General features: G+C 72.3%; 15 protein-coding genes. 9 read left to right on the forward strand and 6 right to left on the reverse strand.

The window, feature by feature from the left end; translation table 11 throughout:
• Positions 1-36 precede the first annotated feature (36 nt).
• The 3 genes from ACZ5GP_RS27265 (at position 37) to ACZ5GP_RS27275 (ending at position 3,052) form a co-directional block, all read left to right on the forward strand.
• Entirely contained in the window at positions 37-1,422 is a 1,386-nt protein-coding gene (locus ACZ5GP_RS27265) for an FAD-dependent oxidoreductase (RefSeq protein ID WP_468753321.1), read from the forward strand.
• A gap of 573 nt (positions 1,423-1,995) precedes the next feature.
• The gene (locus ACZ5GP_RS27270) at positions 1,996-2,121 is read left to right on the forward strand and encodes a hypothetical protein (protein WP_468753322.1); all 126 of its coding nucleotides are present in this window, start codon (positions 1,996-1,998) and stop codon (positions 2,119-2,121) included.
• Between the two features lie 4 nt (positions 2,122-2,125).
• Complete coding sequence (locus ACZ5GP_RS27275; RefSeq protein ID WP_468753323.1) at positions 2,126-3,052, forward strand: NAD-dependent epimerase/dehydratase family protein; 927 nt, start codon at positions 2,126-2,128, stop codon at positions 3,050-3,052.
• A 92-nt stretch (positions 3,053-3,144) separates the two neighbouring features.
• On the opposite strand, the gene hemE is transcribed toward ACZ5GP_RS27275, so the two are convergent.
• Positions 3,145-4,218, reverse strand: a complete 1,074-nt coding sequence (hemE, locus tag ACZ5GP_RS27280; protein WP_468753324.1) for a uroporphyrinogen decarboxylase — start codon at positions 4,216-4,218, stop codon at positions 3,145-3,147.
• An 85-nt stretch (positions 4,219-4,303) separates the two neighbouring features.
• Between hemE and ACZ5GP_RS27285 the strand changes: the two genes are divergently transcribed.
• The 5 genes from ACZ5GP_RS27285 (at position 4,304) to ACZ5GP_RS27305 (ending at position 11,046) form a co-directional block, all read left to right on the forward strand.
• Positions 4,304-4,966: a DUF3000 domain-containing protein gene (locus tag ACZ5GP_RS27285; RefSeq protein ID WP_468753325.1), complete on the forward strand. Its 663-nt coding sequence runs from the start codon at positions 4,304-4,306 to the stop codon at positions 4,964-4,966.
• Between the two features lie 266 nt (positions 4,967-5,232).
• A complete protein-coding gene (locus ACZ5GP_RS27290) occupies positions 5,233-5,895 on the forward strand; it encodes a response regulator transcription factor (RefSeq protein ID WP_030687574.1) in 663 nt (220 codons plus the stop codon).
• A gap of 78 nt (positions 5,896-5,973) precedes the next feature.
• On the forward strand, positions 5,974-7,248 hold the full coding sequence (locus tag ACZ5GP_RS27295; protein ID WP_468753326.1) for an HRDC domain-containing protein: 1,275 nt from the start codon (positions 5,974-5,976) through the stop codon (positions 7,246-7,248).
• Between the two features lie 442 nt (positions 7,249-7,690).
• Positions 7,691-8,917: a thiolase family protein gene (locus ACZ5GP_RS27300; RefSeq protein WP_468753327.1), complete on the forward strand. Its 1,227-nt coding sequence runs from the start codon at positions 7,691-7,693 to the stop codon at positions 8,915-8,917.
• A complete protein-coding gene (locus tag ACZ5GP_RS27305; RefSeq protein WP_468753328.1) occupies positions 8,914-11,046 on the forward strand; it encodes a 3-hydroxyacyl-CoA dehydrogenase NAD-binding domain-containing protein in 2,133 nt (710 codons plus the stop codon). Before ACZ5GP_RS27300 ends, ACZ5GP_RS27305 begins: the two co-directional genes overlap by 4 nt.
• A 102-nt stretch (positions 11,047-11,148) precedes the next feature.
• Here ACZ5GP_RS27305 and ACZ5GP_RS27310 read toward each other — a convergent pair whose 3' ends face one another.
• Positions 11,149-12,225 carry a hypothetical protein gene (locus tag ACZ5GP_RS27310; RefSeq protein WP_468753329.1) on the reverse strand — a complete coding sequence of 359 codons (1,077 nt, stop codon included), beginning with the start codon at positions 12,223-12,225 and terminating at the stop codon, positions 11,149-11,151.
• Between the two features lie 67 nt (positions 12,226-12,292).
• Here ACZ5GP_RS27310 and ACZ5GP_RS27315 point away from each other — a divergent pair, with 67 nt between their 5' ends.
• Positions 12,293-12,664: an NYN domain-containing protein gene (locus ACZ5GP_RS27315; protein ID WP_468753330.1), complete on the forward strand. Its 372-nt coding sequence runs from the start codon at positions 12,293-12,295 to the stop codon at positions 12,662-12,664.
• 14 nt (positions 12,665-12,678) lie between these two features.
• Here ACZ5GP_RS27315 and ACZ5GP_RS27320 read toward each other — a convergent pair whose 3' ends face one another.
• From ACZ5GP_RS27320 to ACZ5GP_RS27335, 4 genes are read right to left on the reverse strand one after another with little or no spacing between them, the layout of a single operon-like run.
• A complete protein-coding gene (locus tag ACZ5GP_RS27320; protein ID WP_468753331.1) occupies positions 12,679-13,752 on the reverse strand; it encodes a C40 family peptidase in 1,074 nt (357 codons plus the stop codon).
• Between the two features lie 16 nt (positions 13,753-13,768).
• Complete coding sequence (locus ACZ5GP_RS27325; protein WP_468753332.1) at positions 13,769-14,251, reverse strand: poly-gamma-glutamate biosynthesis protein PgsC/CapC; 483 nt, start codon at positions 14,249-14,251, stop codon at positions 13,769-13,771.
• On the reverse strand, positions 14,248-15,894 hold the full coding sequence (gene pgsB / locus ACZ5GP_RS27330; protein ID WP_468753333.1) for a poly-gamma-glutamate synthase PgsB: 1,647 nt from the start codon (positions 15,892-15,894) through the stop codon (positions 14,248-14,250). Before pgsB ends, ACZ5GP_RS27325 begins: the two co-directional genes overlap by 4 nt.
• A 5-nt stretch (positions 15,895-15,899) precedes the next feature.
• A complete protein-coding gene (locus ACZ5GP_RS27335; RefSeq protein WP_468753334.1) occupies positions 15,900-18,137 on the reverse strand; it encodes a HAMP domain-containing protein in 2,238 nt (745 codons plus the stop codon).
• Between the last annotated feature and the right edge of the window lie 57 nt (positions 18,138-18,194).

An 18,194-nucleotide genomic window follows, 5' to 3' on the forward strand; every position in this document is an offset into this window, starting at 1 on the left:
GTCAGCCGCCGGGAGGGCCCGCCGTAGCGTGTCCGTATGAGCAGCACACGAGAGCGACTGGTGGTCATCGGAGGGGACGCCGCCGGCATGTCGGCGGCGTCGCAGGCGCGCAGGCTCAGGGGCCCGGACGAGTTGGAGATCGTCGCGTTCGAGCGCGGCCGGTTCACCTCGTACTCCGCCTGCGGCATCCCGTACTGGGTGGGCGGCGACGTCGGGGAGCGGGACGAGCTGGTCGCGCGCACCCCCGAGAAGCACCGGGAGCGCGCGATCGACCTGCGGATGCGCACCGAGGTGCGCCGCGTCGACGTGGCGGGCCGGCGCGTGCTCGCCCGTGACCTCGAAGCGGACGAGGAGTACTGGACGGCGTACGACAAGCTCGTCATCGCCACCGGGGCCCGGCCCCTGCGGCCGCCGCTGCCCGGCATCGACGCCCCCGGCGTGCACGGCGTGCAGTCCCTGGGCGACGGCCAGGCCCTGATCGACACCCTGGCCCGCACCGAGGGGCGCCGCGCGGTGGTCGTCGGCGCGGGTTACATCGGCGTCGAGATGGCGGAGGCGCTGATCAAGCGCGGCTATGACGTGACGGTGGTCAACCGCGGCGAGGAGCCGATGTCGACGCTCGACCCGGACATGGGCCGGCTCGTGCACGAGGCGATGACGGGTCTCGGCATCGAGATGGTCAACGGCGCCGAGGTCACCGAGATCCTCACCGGGGACGACGGGCGGGTCCGGGCGGTGGCCACCCGGGACGCCGAGTATCCGGCGGACGTGGTGGTCCTCGGCATCGGTGTGCGCCCCGCGACCGAGCTGGCCCGCGAGGCGGGGCTGCCGCTGGGCGAGCACGGCGGTCTGCTGACCGACCTCGGGATGCGGGTGCGCGGCCACGAGGACATCTGGGCGGGCGGGGACTGCGTGGAGGTCCTCGACCTGATGTCGGGGCGCGAGCGGCACATCGCCCTGGGCACGCACGCGAACAAGCACGGGCAGGTCATCGGCGCGAACGTGGGCGGGGGTTACGCGACGTTCCCCGGCGTGGTCGGCACGGCCGTCAGCAAGGTGTGCGACCTGGAGATCGCCCGTACGGGCCTGCGGGAGAAGGACGCGCGGGCGGTCGGGCTGCGGTACGTGGCGGTGACCATCGAGTCGACCAACCGGGCCGGTTACTACCCGGGCGCCGCGCCGATGACGGTGAAGATGCTGGCCGAGCGGCGCACGGGCAGGCTGCTCGGGGTGCAGATCGTCGGGCGCGAGGGCGCCGGGAAGCGGGTCGACGTCGCGGCGGTCGCGCTGACGGCGGGCATGACGGTGGAACAGATGACGGCACTGGACCTCGGATACGCGCCGCCGTTCTCCCCGGTGTGGGACCCGGTCCTGGTGGCCGCGCGCAAGGCGGTGGCGGCGGTCCGGGCGGACACCGCCTGAAGACTCCCGCCGCCACTTCCACCGCCACCGCCCCGTCGCACCTCGGGTGCGAGCACGAAGGAAGGACGACAAGCAAGGGCGAGCGCCCCCCATCGGCGAACGCGCCCTGTTCTGCGCCCCCTCCGTCGGCCAAGAACGCGCTTGCCATGCAGGTCAGCACGCGCTTACCGGCGAAGGCCGCCGCATTCTCGCCCGCACGCGGTTGGCCGATTCCAGACGGTCGGGGGGCACGTTCGTAGGCGCCATGGGAGCCCGCCCGTGCCCGGCGCGGGTACCGCGCGGCCATGCGGGCCGCGCCGGTCGGCACCCCCTCTGAGCGGCCACGGCTCTATGGACGCCTTGGTTCTGGGGTCGTGTCACCCGCCCGCGCGTGCCTCACCCGCACCGGAATCGTTGTCCTCTTTTTTCCGCCAGGTTTCACAGAATCAACACAGATTCCCCAGATGAGCCCCACTATGTGACGCGTCAGAGCGGCACGGACACACACCGCGACACGTGACCGTGCCGTTTGGGGGACGGGCCGTGGGGTGGAGACACCCCTTCGGTCCGACCGTGGAGGGGACCACACACCGCATGAAACACATCGCTCGGGCCACGGCTCTCGGCACCGCCGCTCCGCTTCTCGCGCTCCCACTGCCGGGCGAGGACTCCGCCACCGCGGACGCCCCACCCCGCTCGCCGTTCCTCGAAGGAGCGTGACACCGTGCGCATACTCCTCCTCGGCTCCACCGGATACCTGGGCGGGCACGTCGCCGAGCGGCTGCGGGCCCTGCCGGGCGTACGGCTGCTGCGCGGCGGCCGTACGCCCGTCAACGACCACCGGCTCGACCTCGCCGCCGGCTCCGTCGACGCGCTCGCCGAGCAGCTGGGCCGGGCCGCGCCTGACGCCGTGGTCAACTGCGCGGGCGCCGTCGGCGGCGCCCCGTCGGTCCTGGCCGAGGTCAACTCCCGGGGCCCCGCGGCCCTGTGCGAGGCCCTGCGGGCGGCGGCGCCCACCGCGCGCCTGGTCCACCTCGGCTCGGCGGCGGAGTACGGGCCGAGCGGCGTCGGCGAGCGGGCCACCGAGGACACCCCCGCCCGCCCCCTCACCCCGTACGGCGCCACCAAGCTGGCCGGCACCCTCGCCGTCCTGGACACGCGGCTCGACGCCACCGTCCTGCGGGTCACCGACCCGGTCGGCCCCGGGGCGCCCCCGGACGGTCTTCCCGGCCGCCTCACCGCCGAGCTGAGGCGCGCCCTGACCCGGACACCGCACGGCCCGGTGCACGTCGGCGACCTGTCGGCGCACCGGGACTTCGTCGACGTACGCGATGTCGCGCAGGCCGTGGCGCTCGCGCTGGCCCTGCCGGGGCGGCTGCCGCGCCTGCTCAACATCGGCAGCGGCCGGGCCGTGCCGGTGCGCGACCTGACGCGGGCCCTCGCGTCCCTCGCGGGCTTCACCGGCGACATCGAGGAGGCACCGGGCACGGCGGGCCGCTCCGCGGCGGTGCCCTGGCAGTGCTCCGACGTGACGGCCGCCGAGTGGGAGCTGGGCTGGCGGCCACGGTTCACGCTGCGGGAGTCTCTGGCCGCCCTGTGGGCCGTGGACGGCACCCCGCACCCGACGCCGGTCACCGGCGACCCGCACTGATCCCGCCGGTCCCGCTGCCGGTCCCGCGCGCGCCCCGTCGCACGTGAAAATGGTCCCCGCCCGTTCGGGCAGGGACCATTTTCGGACTTTCTTCAGCGGGCCGTGCGCGTGTGGACGTACTCCACGAGCCGGGTCAGCGCCTCGGGGTCCGTGGTCGGCAGGACACCGTGGCCGAGGTTGAAGATGTGGCCCTCCAGGCCCTCCGCCGCGGCCAGCACCTCGTCCGTCTTCGTCTCGACGGCCTCGCGCGTGGAGAAGAGGACGGCCGGGTCGAGGTTGCCCTGCAGCGCCTTGCCGGGGCCGACGCGCCGCGCCGCCTCGTCCATCGGCACCCGCCAGTCCACGCCGACGACGTCCGCGCCGGCCTCGCCCATCGTCCCGAGCAGTTCCCCGGTGCCGACGCCGAAGTGGATGCGGGGCACGCCGTACCCGGCGACCGCGTCGAAGACCTTGGCCGAGGCCGGCAGCACCGAGCGGCGGTAGTCGGCGGGCGAGAGCGCGCCCACCCACGAGTCGAAGAGCTGCACCGCGCTGGCGCCCGCCTCGATCTGCACCTTCAGGAAGGCGGCGGTGATCTCCGCGAGCCGGTCCAGCAGGTCGGCCCAGAGCTGCGGGTCGCCGTACATCAGCGCCTTGGTGTGCTCGTGGTTGCGGCTGGGGCCGCCCTCCACGAGATAGCTCGCGAGGGTGAAGGGTGCCCCGGCGAACCCGATGAGCGGGGTGGAGCCCAGCTCACCCGTCAGCATCCCGATCGCCTCGGTGACGTAGTGGACGTCCTCCGGGGTGAGGTCCCGCAGCTGGGCGAGGTCGGCGCGCGAACGGATCGGGTTCTCGACGACCGGTCCGATGCCGGGCTTGATGTCGAGGTCGACGCCGATCGCCTTCAGCGGGACGACGATGTCGCTGAAGTAGATCGCCGCGTCCACGTGGTGACGGCGCACCGGCTGCAGCGTGATCTCGGTGACGAGGTCGGGCCGCATGCAGGACTCCAGCATGGCCGTGCCCTCGCGGACCTTGCGGTACTCGGGAAGTGAGCGCCCCGCCTGCCGCATGAACCAGACCGGCGTGTGCGGCACCGCCTCGCGCCGGCACGCCTTCATGAAGGGGGAGTCGTACGTCGCTGTGTTCTGCCGGCCCGTGGGGCTCTGGCTGTTGTTGGCACTCACGCGGAAAGTCTCGCACGTCGACCGGGGACCCCCTCACGGGTGTCTCTCCCTGCGCGAAGGCGCCGTTCCCCTTAACCTTCCCCGCATGGCTGCGGCTCAGGGACAACGGTCGGACGGCGCTGGAGAGATGGACGGTTCGGAGGGGAATGTGGCGGATGCGGCTCCGCCGCCCTTCCGCGCGGCGGTCGAGGCGCTGCGGGAGGCACGGCTGCGGCCGGAGATCGAGATCGAGCCGACGCGAGCGCCACAGCGGCTCGCGCCCTACGCGTACGCGCTGGAGGCGGCGGTCGTGGACGGCGAGGAGGACCTCGCGGACGGGCGGCTCGTACTGCTCCACGACCCGGCGGGACACGACGCCTGGAAGGGCACGTTCCGGCTCGTGACGCTGGTGCGGGCGGAGCTGGAGCCGGAAATGGCCGCGGATCCGCTGCTGCCGGAGGTCTGCTGGTCGTGGCTGACCGGGGCGCTGCGCTCGCGCGGGCTCTCGGTCGGGGAGGCGAGCGGCACGGTGACCCGGGCCGGGTCGCACTACTTCGGGGGGCTCTCGGAGCGGCCGCCCGCCTCCCAGATCGAGATCCGGGCGTCCTGGACCCCCCGCGAGGGCAGCGCGGGGGTGCCGGACACGGCGGCGCATCTCGGGGCGTGGTGCGAGCTGCTGTGCCAGGTGGCGGGGCTGCCGCCGGCCGGGCCCGCGGGGGACGGCTCCGTGGTGTCGCTGCCCCAGCGACGGGGCCCGCTCTCCCCTTGACCGTCCGGCGTACCGTGACCGCCCCGTGGCCTCGCGCCACGGGGCTCTTTTGTTGTCGCTCGGAAGAGTGACGGTTCGGAATGATCTTCGGATAGTCGAGCGCGTGTCCGAATTGCCCCGATTGACACTCATCAAATCGTGATCATTCCTAAAGGCCGACGGGTTTGCTGCCGAAGAGGTTTGTGACCTTGAAAAGCATGGTTCGTCCCGGCTTCCTCCCCGAGCCGGTCCCGTCCCGCCCCCTTCCGCTCCCCCCAGGAGGCCTGGTGTCCGTTCTCCTCGAGCAGCCCGCAAGCCTGGTCGCCTACCGCCCGAACAAGCCGACCGCCATGGTCGTCGTGGCCGACCCCCGCGTCCGATCCACCGTCACCCGCCACCTGTGGGCCCTCGGTGTTCGCGACGTCATCGAGGCCTCGTCGATCGCGGAGGCTCGTCCCCGCATCGGCAACCCCCGCGACATCTGCGTCGCAGACGTCCACCTCCCCGACGGCTCCGGCCTGACGCTGCTGTCCGAGACCCGTGCCGCGGGCTGGCCCAACGGCCTCGCCCTCTCCGCCGCCGACGACATCGGCGCCGTGCGCAACGCCCTCGCGGGCGGCGTCAAGGGCTACGTCGTCACCGGCACGCGGACGAACGTCGGACTCCCCACCCGCCCCGGCGCCGCCCCCATCGGTTCGGCCGCCGCCCGAATGCACCGCCGGCCGCCGGGCGCCCCGAGCCACCCCGGCGGCTACCGCGAGCTGTCCGGCCGGGAGGTCGAGGTGCTCCGGCTCGTCGCCGAGGGCCAGTCCAACAAGGCCATCGGCGTCTCCATGGGCCTGTCCGCCCTGACCGTCAAGAGCCACCTCGCCCGGATCGCGCGCAAGCTCGGCACGGGTGACCGGGCCGGGATGGTGGCGGTCGCGCTGCGCACCGGAATCATCCACTGACCGATTTACACCCCTCCCGCGCCCGTCGACGGAACGTTCCGTCGACGGGCGCCGCGCATACACAGATACCCTTGACAGGTGACCGACGCCCAAGAGACCGCAGCAGACAGCTCACTGCGAACCACCGGAGGCGCCCCTCCGGACGACGGCCTCGCTTCCGATGGGCTGCCGACCCCCTTGCTCGAACCGCGTGACGGCATTCCGCCGGTGATCGCCGACGAGGAATCCCTCGCCGAGACGATCGCCGCCTATGCCCGCGGCACCGGCCCCGTCGCCGTCGACGCCGAGCGCGCGTCCGGCTACCGGTACGGCCAGCGCGCCTACCTCGTCCAGCTCCGCCGCGAGGGCGCGGGCTCCGCGCTCATCGACCCCGTGGCCTGCCCCGACCTCTCCGCGCTCGGCGAGGCCATCGGCGACACCGAGTGGGTGCTGCACGCCGCCACCCAGGACCTGCCGTGCCTGCGCGAGATAGGCATGGTCCCCTCCCGGATCTTCGACACGGAGCTGGCGGGCCGGCTCGCCGGGTTCCCGCGCGTGGGTCTGGGCGCGATGGTCGAGAGCGTGCTCGGCTTCAGCCTGGAGAAGGGCCACTCCGCCGTCGACTGGTCCACGCGACCCCTCCCCGAGCCCTGGCTGCGGTACGCCGCGCTCGACGTGGAACTCCTCGTCGACCTGCGCGACGCCCTGGAGAAGGAGCTGGACCGGCAGGGCAAGCTGGAATGGGCCCGCGAGGAGTTCGACGCCATCGCCTCCGCGCCGCCCGCGCCGCCCCGCAAGGACCCCTGGCGGCGGACGTCCGGCATGCACAAGGTGCGCAGGCGCCGGCAGATGGCGGTCGTACGGGAGCTGTGGAACGCCCGCGACCGGATCGCGCAGCGGCGTGACGTGTCCCCGGGCAAGGTGCTCGGCGACGGCGCGATCGTCGAGGCGGCGCTCGCCCTGCCGCCCAACGTGCACGCGCTCGCGGGGCTCACCGGCTTCGGGCACCGCATGGGGCGGCGCCAGCTGGAACAGTGGCAGGCCGCGGTGGACCGCGCCAAGGCACTGCCGGACTCCGAGCTTCCGCAGCCCGGGCAGACGGTGAGCGGGCCGCCGCCGCCGCGGGCCTGGGCGGACCGCGACCCCGCGGCGGCCGCGCGGCTCTCCGCCGCGCGGGCGGCGATCTCCTCACTCGCCGAGGGCCTCAACATGCCCCAGGAGAACCTGATCACTCCGGACACGGTGCGGCGGCTGTGCTGGGAGCCTCCGGCTCAGGTGGACGCGGACGCGGTGGCGGCGGCGCTGGCGGCGTACGGGGCGCGGCCGTGGCAGATCACGCAGGTCACCCCCGCGCTGGTCACGGCGCTCTCCTGACCCGGCGCCCCTCCTCGCCCCCCGCCCGGGCATACGTGCGGGCACCGCGCATCGGGGCGACCGCCCACCCCGAACCGCCGCTCCGCGGCGGACATCTCCCACCCACCCACCCACCCGTTTACCCGGCATCCCACAGCGAGCAGCCCGGGTGACCACCACCGGCATGCATAACCACCCCAGGCCGCTACCCCACCCCGCCGACGCGGGGTAATGGGCGGGTGGGTGGGAAAACACCCGCCGCGAAGCGGCGGGCACTACGACCCGCACCCGCGGATGCCCACCCCCGGGCAGGCCCCCCGACCCCCCCACACCACCCGGCGCGAGCCGATTGTGACGTTCGCCTCCCCGAGGCGACCCTTGGCCACATAGTTACCGGCAAGTAGCATGGCTTCAGGAAGCGCGCCGCAGGCGTGGCGCAACCGCACCCTGGAGGAGAGCCATCGTGCCTCGTACCGTCAGGGACGTCGTCTTCGTGGACGGCGTCCGCACCCCGTTCGGCAAGGCGGGTCCGAAGGGCATCTACCACGAGACCCGTGCCGATGACCTCGTCGTGAAGGCCATCCGGGAGCTGCTGCGCCGCAACCCGGACCTCGACCCCGCCAAGATCGACGAGGTCGCCATCGCCGCGACCACGCAGATCGGCGACCAGGGTCTGACGATCGGCCGCACCGCCGGCATCCTCGCCGGGCTCCCGCAGTCCGTGCCCGGCTACTCCATCGACCGCATGTGCGCCGGCGCGCTGACCGCCGTGACCTCGGTCGCGGGCAGCGTCGCCTTCGGTGCGTACGACATCGCCGTGGCCGGCGGCGTCGAGCACATGGGCCGCCACCCCATGGGCGAGGGCGTCGACCCGAACCCCCGCTTCGTGAGCGAGAAGCTGGTCGACGAGTCCGCCCTGTTCATGGGCATGACCGCCGAGAACCTGCACGACCGCTACCCGAGCATCACCAAGCTGCGCGCCGACGAGTACGCCGTGCGTTCGCAGGAGAAGGCCGCCAAGGCCTACGCCGACGGCAAGATCCAGGCCGACCTCGTGCCGATCTCCGTACGCCGTACCAACGAAGAGGCCGGTGAGACCGGCTGGGGCCTCGCCACCGCCGACGAGCCGATGCGCCCGGGCACCACCCTGGAGAACCTCGCCGGGCTGAAGACGCCGTTCCGCACCCACGGCCGCGTCACGGCCGGCAACGCCGCCGGGCTCAACGACGGCGCCACCGCCTCCCTGATCGCCTCCGAGGAGTTCGCGCGGGAGAACAACCTCCCCGTGAAGATGCGCCTCGTCTCGTACGCCTTCGCGGGCGTCGAGCCGGAGGTCATGGGCTACGGCCCGATCCCGGCCACGGAGAAGGCGCTCGCCAAGGCGGGCCTGTCCATCTCCGACATGGGTCTCTTCGAGGTCAACGAGGCCTTCGCCGTGCAGGTGCTCGCCTTCCTGGAGCACTACGGCATCGCGGACGACGACGCGCGCGTCAACCAGTACGGCGGCGCCATCGCGTTCGGCCACCCGCTCGCCTCCTCCGGCGTACGCCTGATGACGCAGCTGGCGCGGCAGTTCGAGGAGCAGCCCGAGGTGCGTTACGGCCTCACGACCATGTGTGTCGGCTTCGGCATGGGCGCCACGGTCATCTGGGAGAACCCGAACCACAAGGACGCCGGAGGCGACAAGTGAGCACCACGACCACCGAGCTTCTGAAGGGTGCGGCCGAGCTGTTCCCGGACGAGGTCGTCACGCAGGCGCACGTACGCCACCTCGACCTGCCGGGCGGCGCGGGGCGCTTCGCGCTCATCACGCTGGACAACGGCTTCGACCACACCAAGCCGACCACGTTCGGCCCGGGCTCGCTGGCGAACCTGAACGCCGCGATCGACCAGGTCGAGAAGGAGGCGTCCGAGGGTTCCGTCGTCGGTGTCGGCATCACCGGCAAGCCGTTCATCTTCGCCGTCGGCGCCGACCTCAAGGGCGTGGAGATCCTCAAGCGCCACGAGGACGCGCTGGCCATCGGCAAGGGCGGCCACGACGTCTTCAAGCGTCTGTCGGGCCTCGCCGTGCCGACCTTCGCGTACTACAACGGCGCCGCGATGGGCGGTGGCGTCGAGGTCGGTCTGCACTGCTCGTACCGCACCGTCTCCAAGGCACTGCCCGCCTTCTCGCTGCCCGAGGTCTTCCTCGGCCTGGTCCCGGGCTGGGGCGGCTGCGCGCTGCTGCCGAACCTGATCGGCGCCGACCGCGCGGTCTCGGTCATCATCGAGAACTCGCTCAACCAGAACCGTCAGCTCAAGGGCAAGCAGGTCTTCGAGCTCGGCATCGCCGACGCCCTCTTCGAGGGCGCCGACTTCCTGGAGCAGTCGCTGCTCTGGACGGCCTCCGTCCTCAGGGGCGAGATCGAGGTCGTCCGTCCCGAGATCGACCGGGGCGAGGCCTGGGACGCCGCCGTCGCGCGTGGCCGTGCCATCGCCGACTCCAAGGTGCACGGCGCCGCTCCGGCCGCCTACCGCGCCCTGGAGATCATCGAGGCCGCCAAGGACGGCGACCTCCAGAAGGGCTTCGACGCCGAGGACAAGGCGCTCGCCGACCTCATCATGGGTGGTGAACTGCGCGCGGGCATCTACTCGTTCAACCTCGTGCAGAAGCGCGCCAAGCGCCCCGCCGGTGCCCCGGACAAGAACCTGGCGCGCCCGGTCACCAAGGTCGGTGTCGTCGGCGCCGGTCTGATGGCCTCGCAGCTCGCGCTGCTGTTCCTGCGCCGGCTGGAGGTGCCGGTCGTACTGACCGACATCGACCAGGAGCGCGTCGACAAGGGTGTGGGCTACGTCCAGGCCGAGATCGACAAGCTGCTCGGCAAGGGCCGCATCAACCAGGACAAGGCCAACCGCCTCAAGGCGCTGGTGAGCGGCGTCCTGGACAAGGCCGAGGGCTTCTCCGACGCGGACTTCATCATCGAGGCCGTCTTCGAGGAGATCGGCGTCAAGCAGCAGGTCTTCGCGGAGGTGGAGGCGGTCGCCCCGGCGCACGCCATCCTCGCCACGAACACCTCCTCGCTGTCGGTCACCGAGATGGCGTCGAAGCTGAAGCACCCCGAGCGGGTCGTCGGCTTCCACTTCTTCAACCCGGTCGCGATCCTGCCGCTCCTGGAGATCGTGCGCGGCGAGCAGACCGACGACGCCTCGCTGGCCACGGCGTTCGGTGTCGCCAAGAAGCTGAAGAAGACCGCGGTGCTCGTGAAGGACGCCCCGGCGTTCGTCGTGAACCGCATCCTGACCCGCTTCATGGGCGAGATCCAGAACATCATCGACGAGGGCACCCCGGTCGCCGTCGCCGAGAAGGCCATCGAGCCGCTCGGTCTGCCGATGTCGCCGCTGGTCCTCCTGGAGCTGGTCGGTCCGGCCATCGGCCTGCACGTCTCGGAGACCCTCAACCGCGCCTACCCGGAGCGCTTCACCGTCTCCCCGAACCTCGCGGCCGTCGTCAAGGCGGGCAAGCGCGGCTTCTACGTGTACGACAGCGGGAAGCCGGAGCTGGACCCCGAGGTCGCCGCCCTCCTCAAGCAGGGTGACTCCGTCCTCACCGAGGAGCAGGTACGCGACCGGGTGCTCGACGCGGTGGCCCAGGAGATCGGGCTCATGCTCGACGAGGGCGTCGTGGCCGAGGCCCAGGACATCGACCTGTGCCTGATCACGGGCGCGGGCTGGCCCTTCCACCTGGGCGGCATCACGCCGTACCTGGACCGTGAGGGCGTCAGCGAGCGGGTGAACGGCAAGCGGTTCCTCGCGCAGGGCGTGGCGAGCGTCCCGGCGTAACTCCTACGCCGCCGCAACACGGCCGGGGCCGTACGGGAGCAACTCCCGTACGGCCCCGGCCGTTTCGCTGCCCGCGCCCCGTTCCGCTGCCCGCACCCGGCGTCAGGCCGTCGTCCACGCCTCCAGCGCGAGGCCCGGCTCCGCCTTCTGGCGGGCGAGCCGCAGCGTGCCGTCGAGGCCGATCGCCGCCATGACCACGCGGCCCCGGGCGTCGAGGGCCAACGCCGGTGCGCCCAGGCACCGTTCGCCGGTCTCGGCCCACCACAGGCCCGCTTCCTCGTCCTCCGTGGGGAACGCGGCGAGCGCGGGGCGGCCGCCGGCCGTGCGGTGCGCGAGGACCGTGCAGTCATGGCCGTCTATGGTCGTGCGCAGGGCCGCGACGGGCGCGGTGCCGGGGGCGCCGCCGAGTGGCACGGCGGAGCCGCCGTCGGCCGGGCGGTGGGCGAGCATGCCGCTGCCGTGCGCGTCGGCGGCGTAGTACGTGAAGCGGTCGGGGCCCGTCTCCAGGACCGTGCCCGAGCCGGGGGCCGCGGCGAGCGGCACGTCGTCCCGCCGCGCGAGGTCACCGCCCTGCTCGTCCTGTGCCCAGCGCAACGTGGCCTCGGCGCCGGGCGCGAGGACCTCGACGCGACCGGTGGAGGTGGCGAGGGCGACGATGCCGTCCAGGGCCTCGCGGACCTTGAAGTCCTTCCAGGCCTCCCATTTGCCGCCCTTGCCCTCGCGGCGCATCCGCACGCTGTGCACGGCGTCCCGCACGAAGACGTGGACGGTGCCCGCCGCGTCCACGGCGGCCGCGGGCGCGCCGAGGTGGGGGGCGCGCTCGACGAGCTTGGTGTGCGGGTTGCCGAGCGAGCGCCAGTCCATGAGCGGGCGGCCCGTCTGGTACTGGATGGAGTGCACGAGGTCGACGACGACCTTGCCGTCGGCCTCGCGCCGCTCGCCGCGGCCCACGAAGTGCACGTAGCCGTCGGCGCCCTGGGCCAGGGTGAGGTAGGTCAGGTCGGGCGCCGCGAAGAAGTCGGGGCCCGTCCAGCCGGGGCCGCCGGGCGCGGTCTCGGTCCAGCGCAGCAGCCCGCCCTCGGCGCGGGCGTACGCGGTGAGGCGGCCGTCCTTGCCGCGCAGCAGCCAGCGGGCGGTGTCCGGGGCACCGGTGCTGACGGACGTCGTCCTCGGCGTCATGACTCGGCGGCAACCCTTCCACGTTCACGTGCGCACAGCGTTTTGCCTATTAGTTTACGTTTGCCGCATGAGAACTCTTGTCGTCGTCGACGGCGCCAACGTCGTCGGTTCCGTGCCGGACGGCTGGTGGCACGACCGCCGCGGGGCCGCCGAACGCCTGCGGGACCGGCTCGTCGCCCACGCCGAGGAAGGCGTCGAGGGCCACCCGGGCCCGGTGGACGTCGTCCTCGTCGTGGAGGGCGCGGCGCGGGGCGTCGAGTCCGTGCCGGGCGTACGCGTGGAGAGCGCGCCCGGCAGCGGTGACGACCACATCGTGAAAGTGGCCGCGGAGGCCGCGGGCCGGCCGTGCGTGGTCATCACGGCCGACCGCGAACTGCGCCGCAGGGTCGGTGAGGTGGGCGCCCACTGCGCGGGCCCCAGGACGGTGCGCGCCCCCTGACCGACCTGCCGCGGCTAGAGCCGCTTGGCGCTGCGCAGCGTCGAGGCGTAGTAGCCGTTGCCGTCGAGGCGGGAGGTGCCGCCCTTGTCGCCGATGGTCGGGCCGTTGACCTCTTCCCGGCTGGAGATGAAGATCTTGTGGCCGTCGGCGTCGTGGCCGAGGAACATGCCGACGTGGTCGAGGCGCTGCTTGGTGCGGGCGTCGAGCTTGAAGAAGACCAGGTCGCCGGGTTGCACCACGTCGATGGACTTGGGGCGGTCGGCCGCGCCGACGCCCTTCAGCTCGATGACGTCCGTGCCGGCCTTGCCGCGCGCCATGCCGTTGGCGGTGCGGGGCAGGCCGTCGCCGGAACTGTCGTCGGCCATCAGGGGGTAGCGGGCGCGGTAGCCGAAGACCGTGCGGATGAAGCCCGAGCAGTCCATGGAGCGGGCCCGGAGCTTCTCGGGCTGGACGGTGGTGCCGTTGCGGAAGGTGTAGGGGATGCCGAGGTAGTCGTAGAAGTCGGACTGCTCCAGGCGCAGGTCGTTGCCGGAGCTGCCGTTGGGGTTCAGCGGACCGAAGTCGGCGTCACCGGCGTACGCGATGCCCTCGTCGTCCTTCTTGGCGGGGGCGCCCTCCACGTACTGGAACGCCATCGCGAAGATGTCGTCCTCCTCGCTGCCGGAGAACTCCTTGTACCAGTCCTTGAACCACTTCTCCTTCTCCGCGCCCTCCCGCCACGTCTCCGGCATCAGCCGCACCCAGTCGTTGGTGACGACGCGGGACTTGGTGTTCGCGGGCTCGGTGAAGGTGCGGCTCGGGCCGGTCAGCGTCGCGGTGCGGGCGCCGTCGGTGAAGGTGGCGAGCACCTTGCCGCCGTCGGTGCGCAGCACGGAGCGGTCGGGGTTCTTCAGCCGCTCCCACTTCAGCTCGCCGCTCGCCTGCTGCCCGGTGCTGTTGCGCAGCCCCGGGGTGTCGGTGACGGCCTGCACCTTGGGCACCTTGGCCGCTTCGTCCGCGCGCAGTTCCACGGTCAGGTAGGCACTGCCGGCGAGCAGGGCGAGCACGGTCGCCGCGTGCAGGACGGGACGTTTCTTCTTGGGCGGCATGAATGACTCCAGGGAATCAGGCGGACGGCATGAAGCCGAGGAGGATCCCGGCGGTGAGGACGACGTAGGCCATGAGCGTCACCGAGCCGGTGGCGAGCAGCGTGGGGCCCTTGGGCTGGCGCACGAGCTGGTAGGCGATCAGGCCCGGGACGATGAAGCCGAGGGTCTGGTTCGCGTACATGAGCGGGAACTCCAGGGAGAGCACGATCATCACGGTCGCCTGGAGCGTCACGCCGAGCAGCACGACCGCGGCGAACAGCCGCTTGCCGTAGAGGATCACGAACTTCTGCATCAGCAGCGTGCCGGCGTACGTCAGCACGGTCACGCCGACCACCATGGCCGCGCGCTGGAGGTCCTCGACGAGGGTCAGCGCCAGCCAGCCCGGGGTGATCATGCCGCCGGGCGAGAGGTTGGTCGTGAGGTAGCAGACCAGGGAGAAGAGCAGCCCGAGCGCGATGCCGACCGCGGCGATCTCAGGGGTGAGGACGGAGGGAATCAACGGGGCTCTCCTGGGCTGTGCCACTGCTGGGTGTCGTCTGCGGCGGGCGGTGCGGGCGGCACCCGCGGCTCGAACATGCCGCGGGGGGCGGGGGGCCGGCCGTGGGTCTCGTACGGCTGGTGCTGCTGGTGCTGCTGGTGCTGCTGGTATGGCTCGTACTGCTGGTGCGGGTCGTACTGCTGCACCTCGTAGGACTGCTGTGCCTGCTGTGCCTCGTAGGACTGTTGCGCCTCGTAAGGCTGCTGCGCCTCGTAGGGTTGCTGGTACGGCTCGTGTGCCTCGTGGCGCTGCTGCTGTGCCGCGTACCGCTGTTCCGGGGCGTGGTGCTGCGCGGGGAGGCGGACCTGCGGGTGCTGGCCGGTGCTCGTGTACCGCGTCTCGTACGCCTCGGAGTAGTGCTGGTAGGGGTCGACGCGCGGCTCGTAGAACGGCGCGGGCTCCTCGGGGGCCTGCTCCTCGCTCTCGTCCGGCGGCAGCTCCGCGAGGTGTTCCAGGAGCAGTTCGCCCTGGCCGTGGATGTTGCCGATCGCCACGAGGGAGGAGTCGGGGCCGAGCTGCGCGAGCATCTCGCGCATGAACTCCTCCGGGTCGCGCCGGTCGCCGCCGAGGTCGACGGCGTGCGAGCGCCACTCGGCGGGGATCGCGTCGATGGCCGACTTGGCGGGGTGGCCGATGACGAAGACCTTGTCCGGCTTCAGGTCGGGGATGATTTCGCCCATCTGGCCGTTGCGCTCGACGCGGTCGGGGCGACAGTTGATGACGACGTTGAGCGGCCGGTGGATGGCGCCGAGGTCGAGCAGCTGGTTGATGTTCATCAGCGTCGACTCGGGGTCGTTCGCCGCGAAGACGTTGGCGAAGCGGAGCTTCTTGCCGTCCTCGGTGGCGTACCGCTCGACGGAGAGGACACCGGGGTCCGGCGGCGCCTCGTACATGCCCTGGAGGGCGACCTCGCGGCCGACGCCGAGGAGGTCGGCGACCTTCAGCGCGATGGCCACGTTCTCCTTGAAGGTGAACCAGCTGAAGCCGCGCAGCTCGTCGTCGGTGACCGTCTCGGGGTCGGCGTAGACCAGCTCGCAGTTCCGGGCGTCGGCCTCCTGCTTGAGGATGTCGAAGCGGTCCTTCTCCGCGGTCACGCAGATGCCGCCCTCCGGCATGGAGCGCGAGAGCGAGCGCGCCACGTCGTCGAGGGTCGGACCCATCTCGGCGAGGTGGTCCTCGCGGACGTTGCAGAGCACGCCGATGGTGGAGCGGATCAGCTTGGACTGGTTGATCTCCTGGAGGGCGGGCATGACCGCCATGCACTCGATGACCAGGGCGTCCGGGTGGTAGGCGGCGGCGCGCCGCACGATCCCGATCTGCTCGACGACGTTGGCGATGCCGAACTTGCGGTAGACGGGCTCCTCGGTGGCGTCCGGGTGGATGAAGCGGGCGGCGGTGCCGGTGGTCTTGGCGACCGTGGTGAGGCCGCCGCCGCGCAGGGCGCCCGCGCACAGCCGGGTGATGGAGGACTTGCCGCGGATGCCGTTGACGAGCACCCGCGAGGGGATGTGCTCCAGGTTGGCGAAGTGCCGGCGCTGTTCGACGACGCCGGCCACCAGCAGGACGGCGCCGCACACCACGAGCACGGTGTAGAGGAAGAGCACGGGGTTCAGTTCCTTCCGGCGAGGCCGGCCGTGACGCCGTCCCTTTTGCGCTGGGTGCCCGTCGGCAGTTGTTGCCTGATGAGTTCCAGACTGCGGGTGACGGCGCCGACCTCGTCGTGGTGGCGCGGGTACAGGACGGTGCGGCGGTCCCCGTCGGCGAGCGCCTCGGCCTGGTCGGCGAGGTGGCGCAGCGGCCGGACGACGACGATGTGCAGCCAGCCGAGGCAGGCCGCCGCCGCGGTGATGCCGAGGAGACCGGCGAGGACGGTGCGGTTCTGCAGGGTGTACTCGGGGATGGCGAGGCCCGACGCGGGCTGCCAGCTGAGCACGGTCCAGCCGAGCGAGCGGGCCGCGCCGCCGCCGACGAAGGGCGCGGCGGCCGCGATCTGGATGTCGTCGCCGTCGCGGTACAGGACGCCGCTGGGGCGGGGGCTGAGGCCGACCTTCTGTCCGGTGCCCTCGGCGAGCGCGTTCAGGCGGCCGCTGGGCAGCCCCTCGAACTCGCGGTAGCCACTGTTGGCGCCGATCACCTTGCGCTTCTCGTCGATGACGCGGACCTGGCCGAGGCCGGGCCGCTTGAGCAGCGAGTTGAGGAAGTCGATGCGGAACTCGCCCACCACGGCGGCGCCCGCCCGGCCGGGGATCTCGGCCGTGCCGAGGATGACCGGCTCCTTGCCGCCCTCGTCGAGGACCCGGATCTGCTGGGTGGAGGGCCCCTTGCCGGCGGGGCTGCGGGGGTCGCCGCCCGCCCGGGCGAGGACCTCGCCCTTGGCGTCGAGGACGTACAGGGACTGGTAGCGGGAGTGCTGGTTCAGGGTGCTGTCGAGGACCGTGGCCATGTCGGTGGCCTTGGTGCGGTTGCCGATGAGGGAGGCGACGGAGGTGAGGTCGGCGTGGCCCTCGTTGAGCGCGCGGCGGACCCGGTCGGTCAGGGTGTCGGTGCGTTCGCGCTGGTCGTTGACCATCTGCTGCGGTACGACGACGGTGTCGCCGGCGCGGTTCAGGAGCAGCATGAGCGGCGCGGACCAGGCGAGCAGGAGGACCGCGCACACCGCGATCAGCGTGCGGCTGCCGAACCGGCCGCGGCGGGCCGGTGTCTGGCCCGCGCCGGCGGGTTCGCCGAGCAGTTGGCGGCGCAGGCGTTCCAGGGCGGCGCCGATGCGGGCCGCCTCGCCGGACTTCGGCACGGTGACGGGCCTGTCCAGGTCGCCGCGGGTCAGTCGGCGGCCTTCGAGGAAGAGCCGGATCAGCGGGCGCTGGACGGTGCGCAGGAGCAGGAAGACGGTGAGCCCGCCGATGAGCAGCAGGGCGGCCGCGGCGAGCAGTCCGAAGGCGGAGCTGTGGGTGGCCACGGGGTCCTCGGCGACCGGGACCATCGCGACGACGGAGAGGCCGAGGCGGGTGGCGACGGTGGCCTTGCCCGCCTCGGGTCCGGCGAGGCTCGCGTAGCCGCCGATGGCGCGTTCACCGAGGTAGCGCTCGCCGGTGAGGTGGCCGCTGACGCCGAGGAAGCCGCCGGAGCCGGGCTCCTTGGACATGAGCGGGTGGGTGCGGGTCTTCTTCGCGGCGGCCTCGGCGAAGGCCTTGAGCTGCTTGTTGGACTGCTTGACCTCGTCGCGCTGGAGGTCGGTGAGGACCTGTTCGGGCTCGGGGATGCCGTCGGTGCTCAGCAGGTGCCCGTCCTGGCCGACGACGCCGATGGAGCGGAACTTGCCGAGGCTGATGCCGGGGAAGCGCAGGCTGCTGGAGGCGACCAGGAGCTGTTGGGGCTGACCCTGCCAGGTGAGCAGGGCGAAGGAGAGCAGGCGCGTCTCGCCGTTCTCCAGGCGCACCATGCGGGGGGCGAGGCCGTCCTTGTCGGCGAGGGCGCCGCGGTCGATGGCGGTCAGCGGGAGGTTCTCGCCGCGGGCGGCGAGGAGCTTGCCCGAGGAGATCTCGACGACCGCGGTGCCCATCCACTTCTGGTAGACGCTGCCGATCTTGTCGAGGACGGCGTCGGGGGGCACCGGTTCACCGGCGCTGAACAGCTCGGCGGTGCGCGTCAGGTCGGTGACGGACTCGTCGATGGAGGCGCGCAGCGCGATGGCGCCGTCCTCCGCGAAGTGCTGCTGGGACAGCTTGACCGCCTTGGGCACGGCCTCCTGTCCGGCGCGGCCGAGGGTGAGGGCGGTGATGCCCGCGAGGGCGAGGAGCAGGACCGACAGCACGGCGATGGGGGGACGTATGCCACCCAGCAGGGACATGTCGGTCCTTCGGCGGACCTTGTGCCGCCGCTTCGAACGCGAAGCGGCCAAGGGGTG

The organism is Streptomyces sp. NPDC031466, assembly GCF_055581265.1.

What these genes read in the sequence shown, in the direction of transcription:
- ACZ5GP_RS27335 (WP_468753334.1), bottom strand. Translation starts at nt 18,137, where the DNA reads ATGTCCCTGCTGGGTGGCATACGTCCCCCCATCGCCGTGCTGTCGGTC.
- ACZ5GP_RS27285 (WP_468753325.1), top strand. Translation starts at nt 4,304, where the DNA reads ATGGCTGCGGCTCAGGGACAACGGTCGGACGGCGCTGGAGAGATGGAC.
- ACZ5GP_RS27270 (WP_468753322.1), top strand. Translation starts at nt 1,996, where the DNA reads ATGAAACACATCGCTCGGGCCACGGCTCTCGGCACCGCCGCTCCGCTT.
- ACZ5GP_RS27315 (WP_468753330.1), top strand. Translation starts at nt 12,293, where the DNA reads ATGAGAACTCTTGTCGTCGTCGACGGCGCCAACGTCGTCGGTTCCGTG.
- ACZ5GP_RS27310 (WP_468753329.1), bottom strand. Translation starts at nt 12,225, where the DNA reads ATGACGCCGAGGACGACGTCCGTCAGCACCGGTGCCCCGGACACCGCC.
- ACZ5GP_RS27265 (WP_468753321.1), top strand. Translation starts at nt 37, where the DNA reads ATGAGCAGCACACGAGAGCGACTGGTGGTCATCGGAGGGGACGCCGCC.
- ACZ5GP_RS27320 (WP_468753331.1), bottom strand. Translation starts at nt 13,752, where the DNA reads ATGCCGCCCAAGAAGAAACGTCCCGTCCTGCACGCGGCGACCGTGCTC.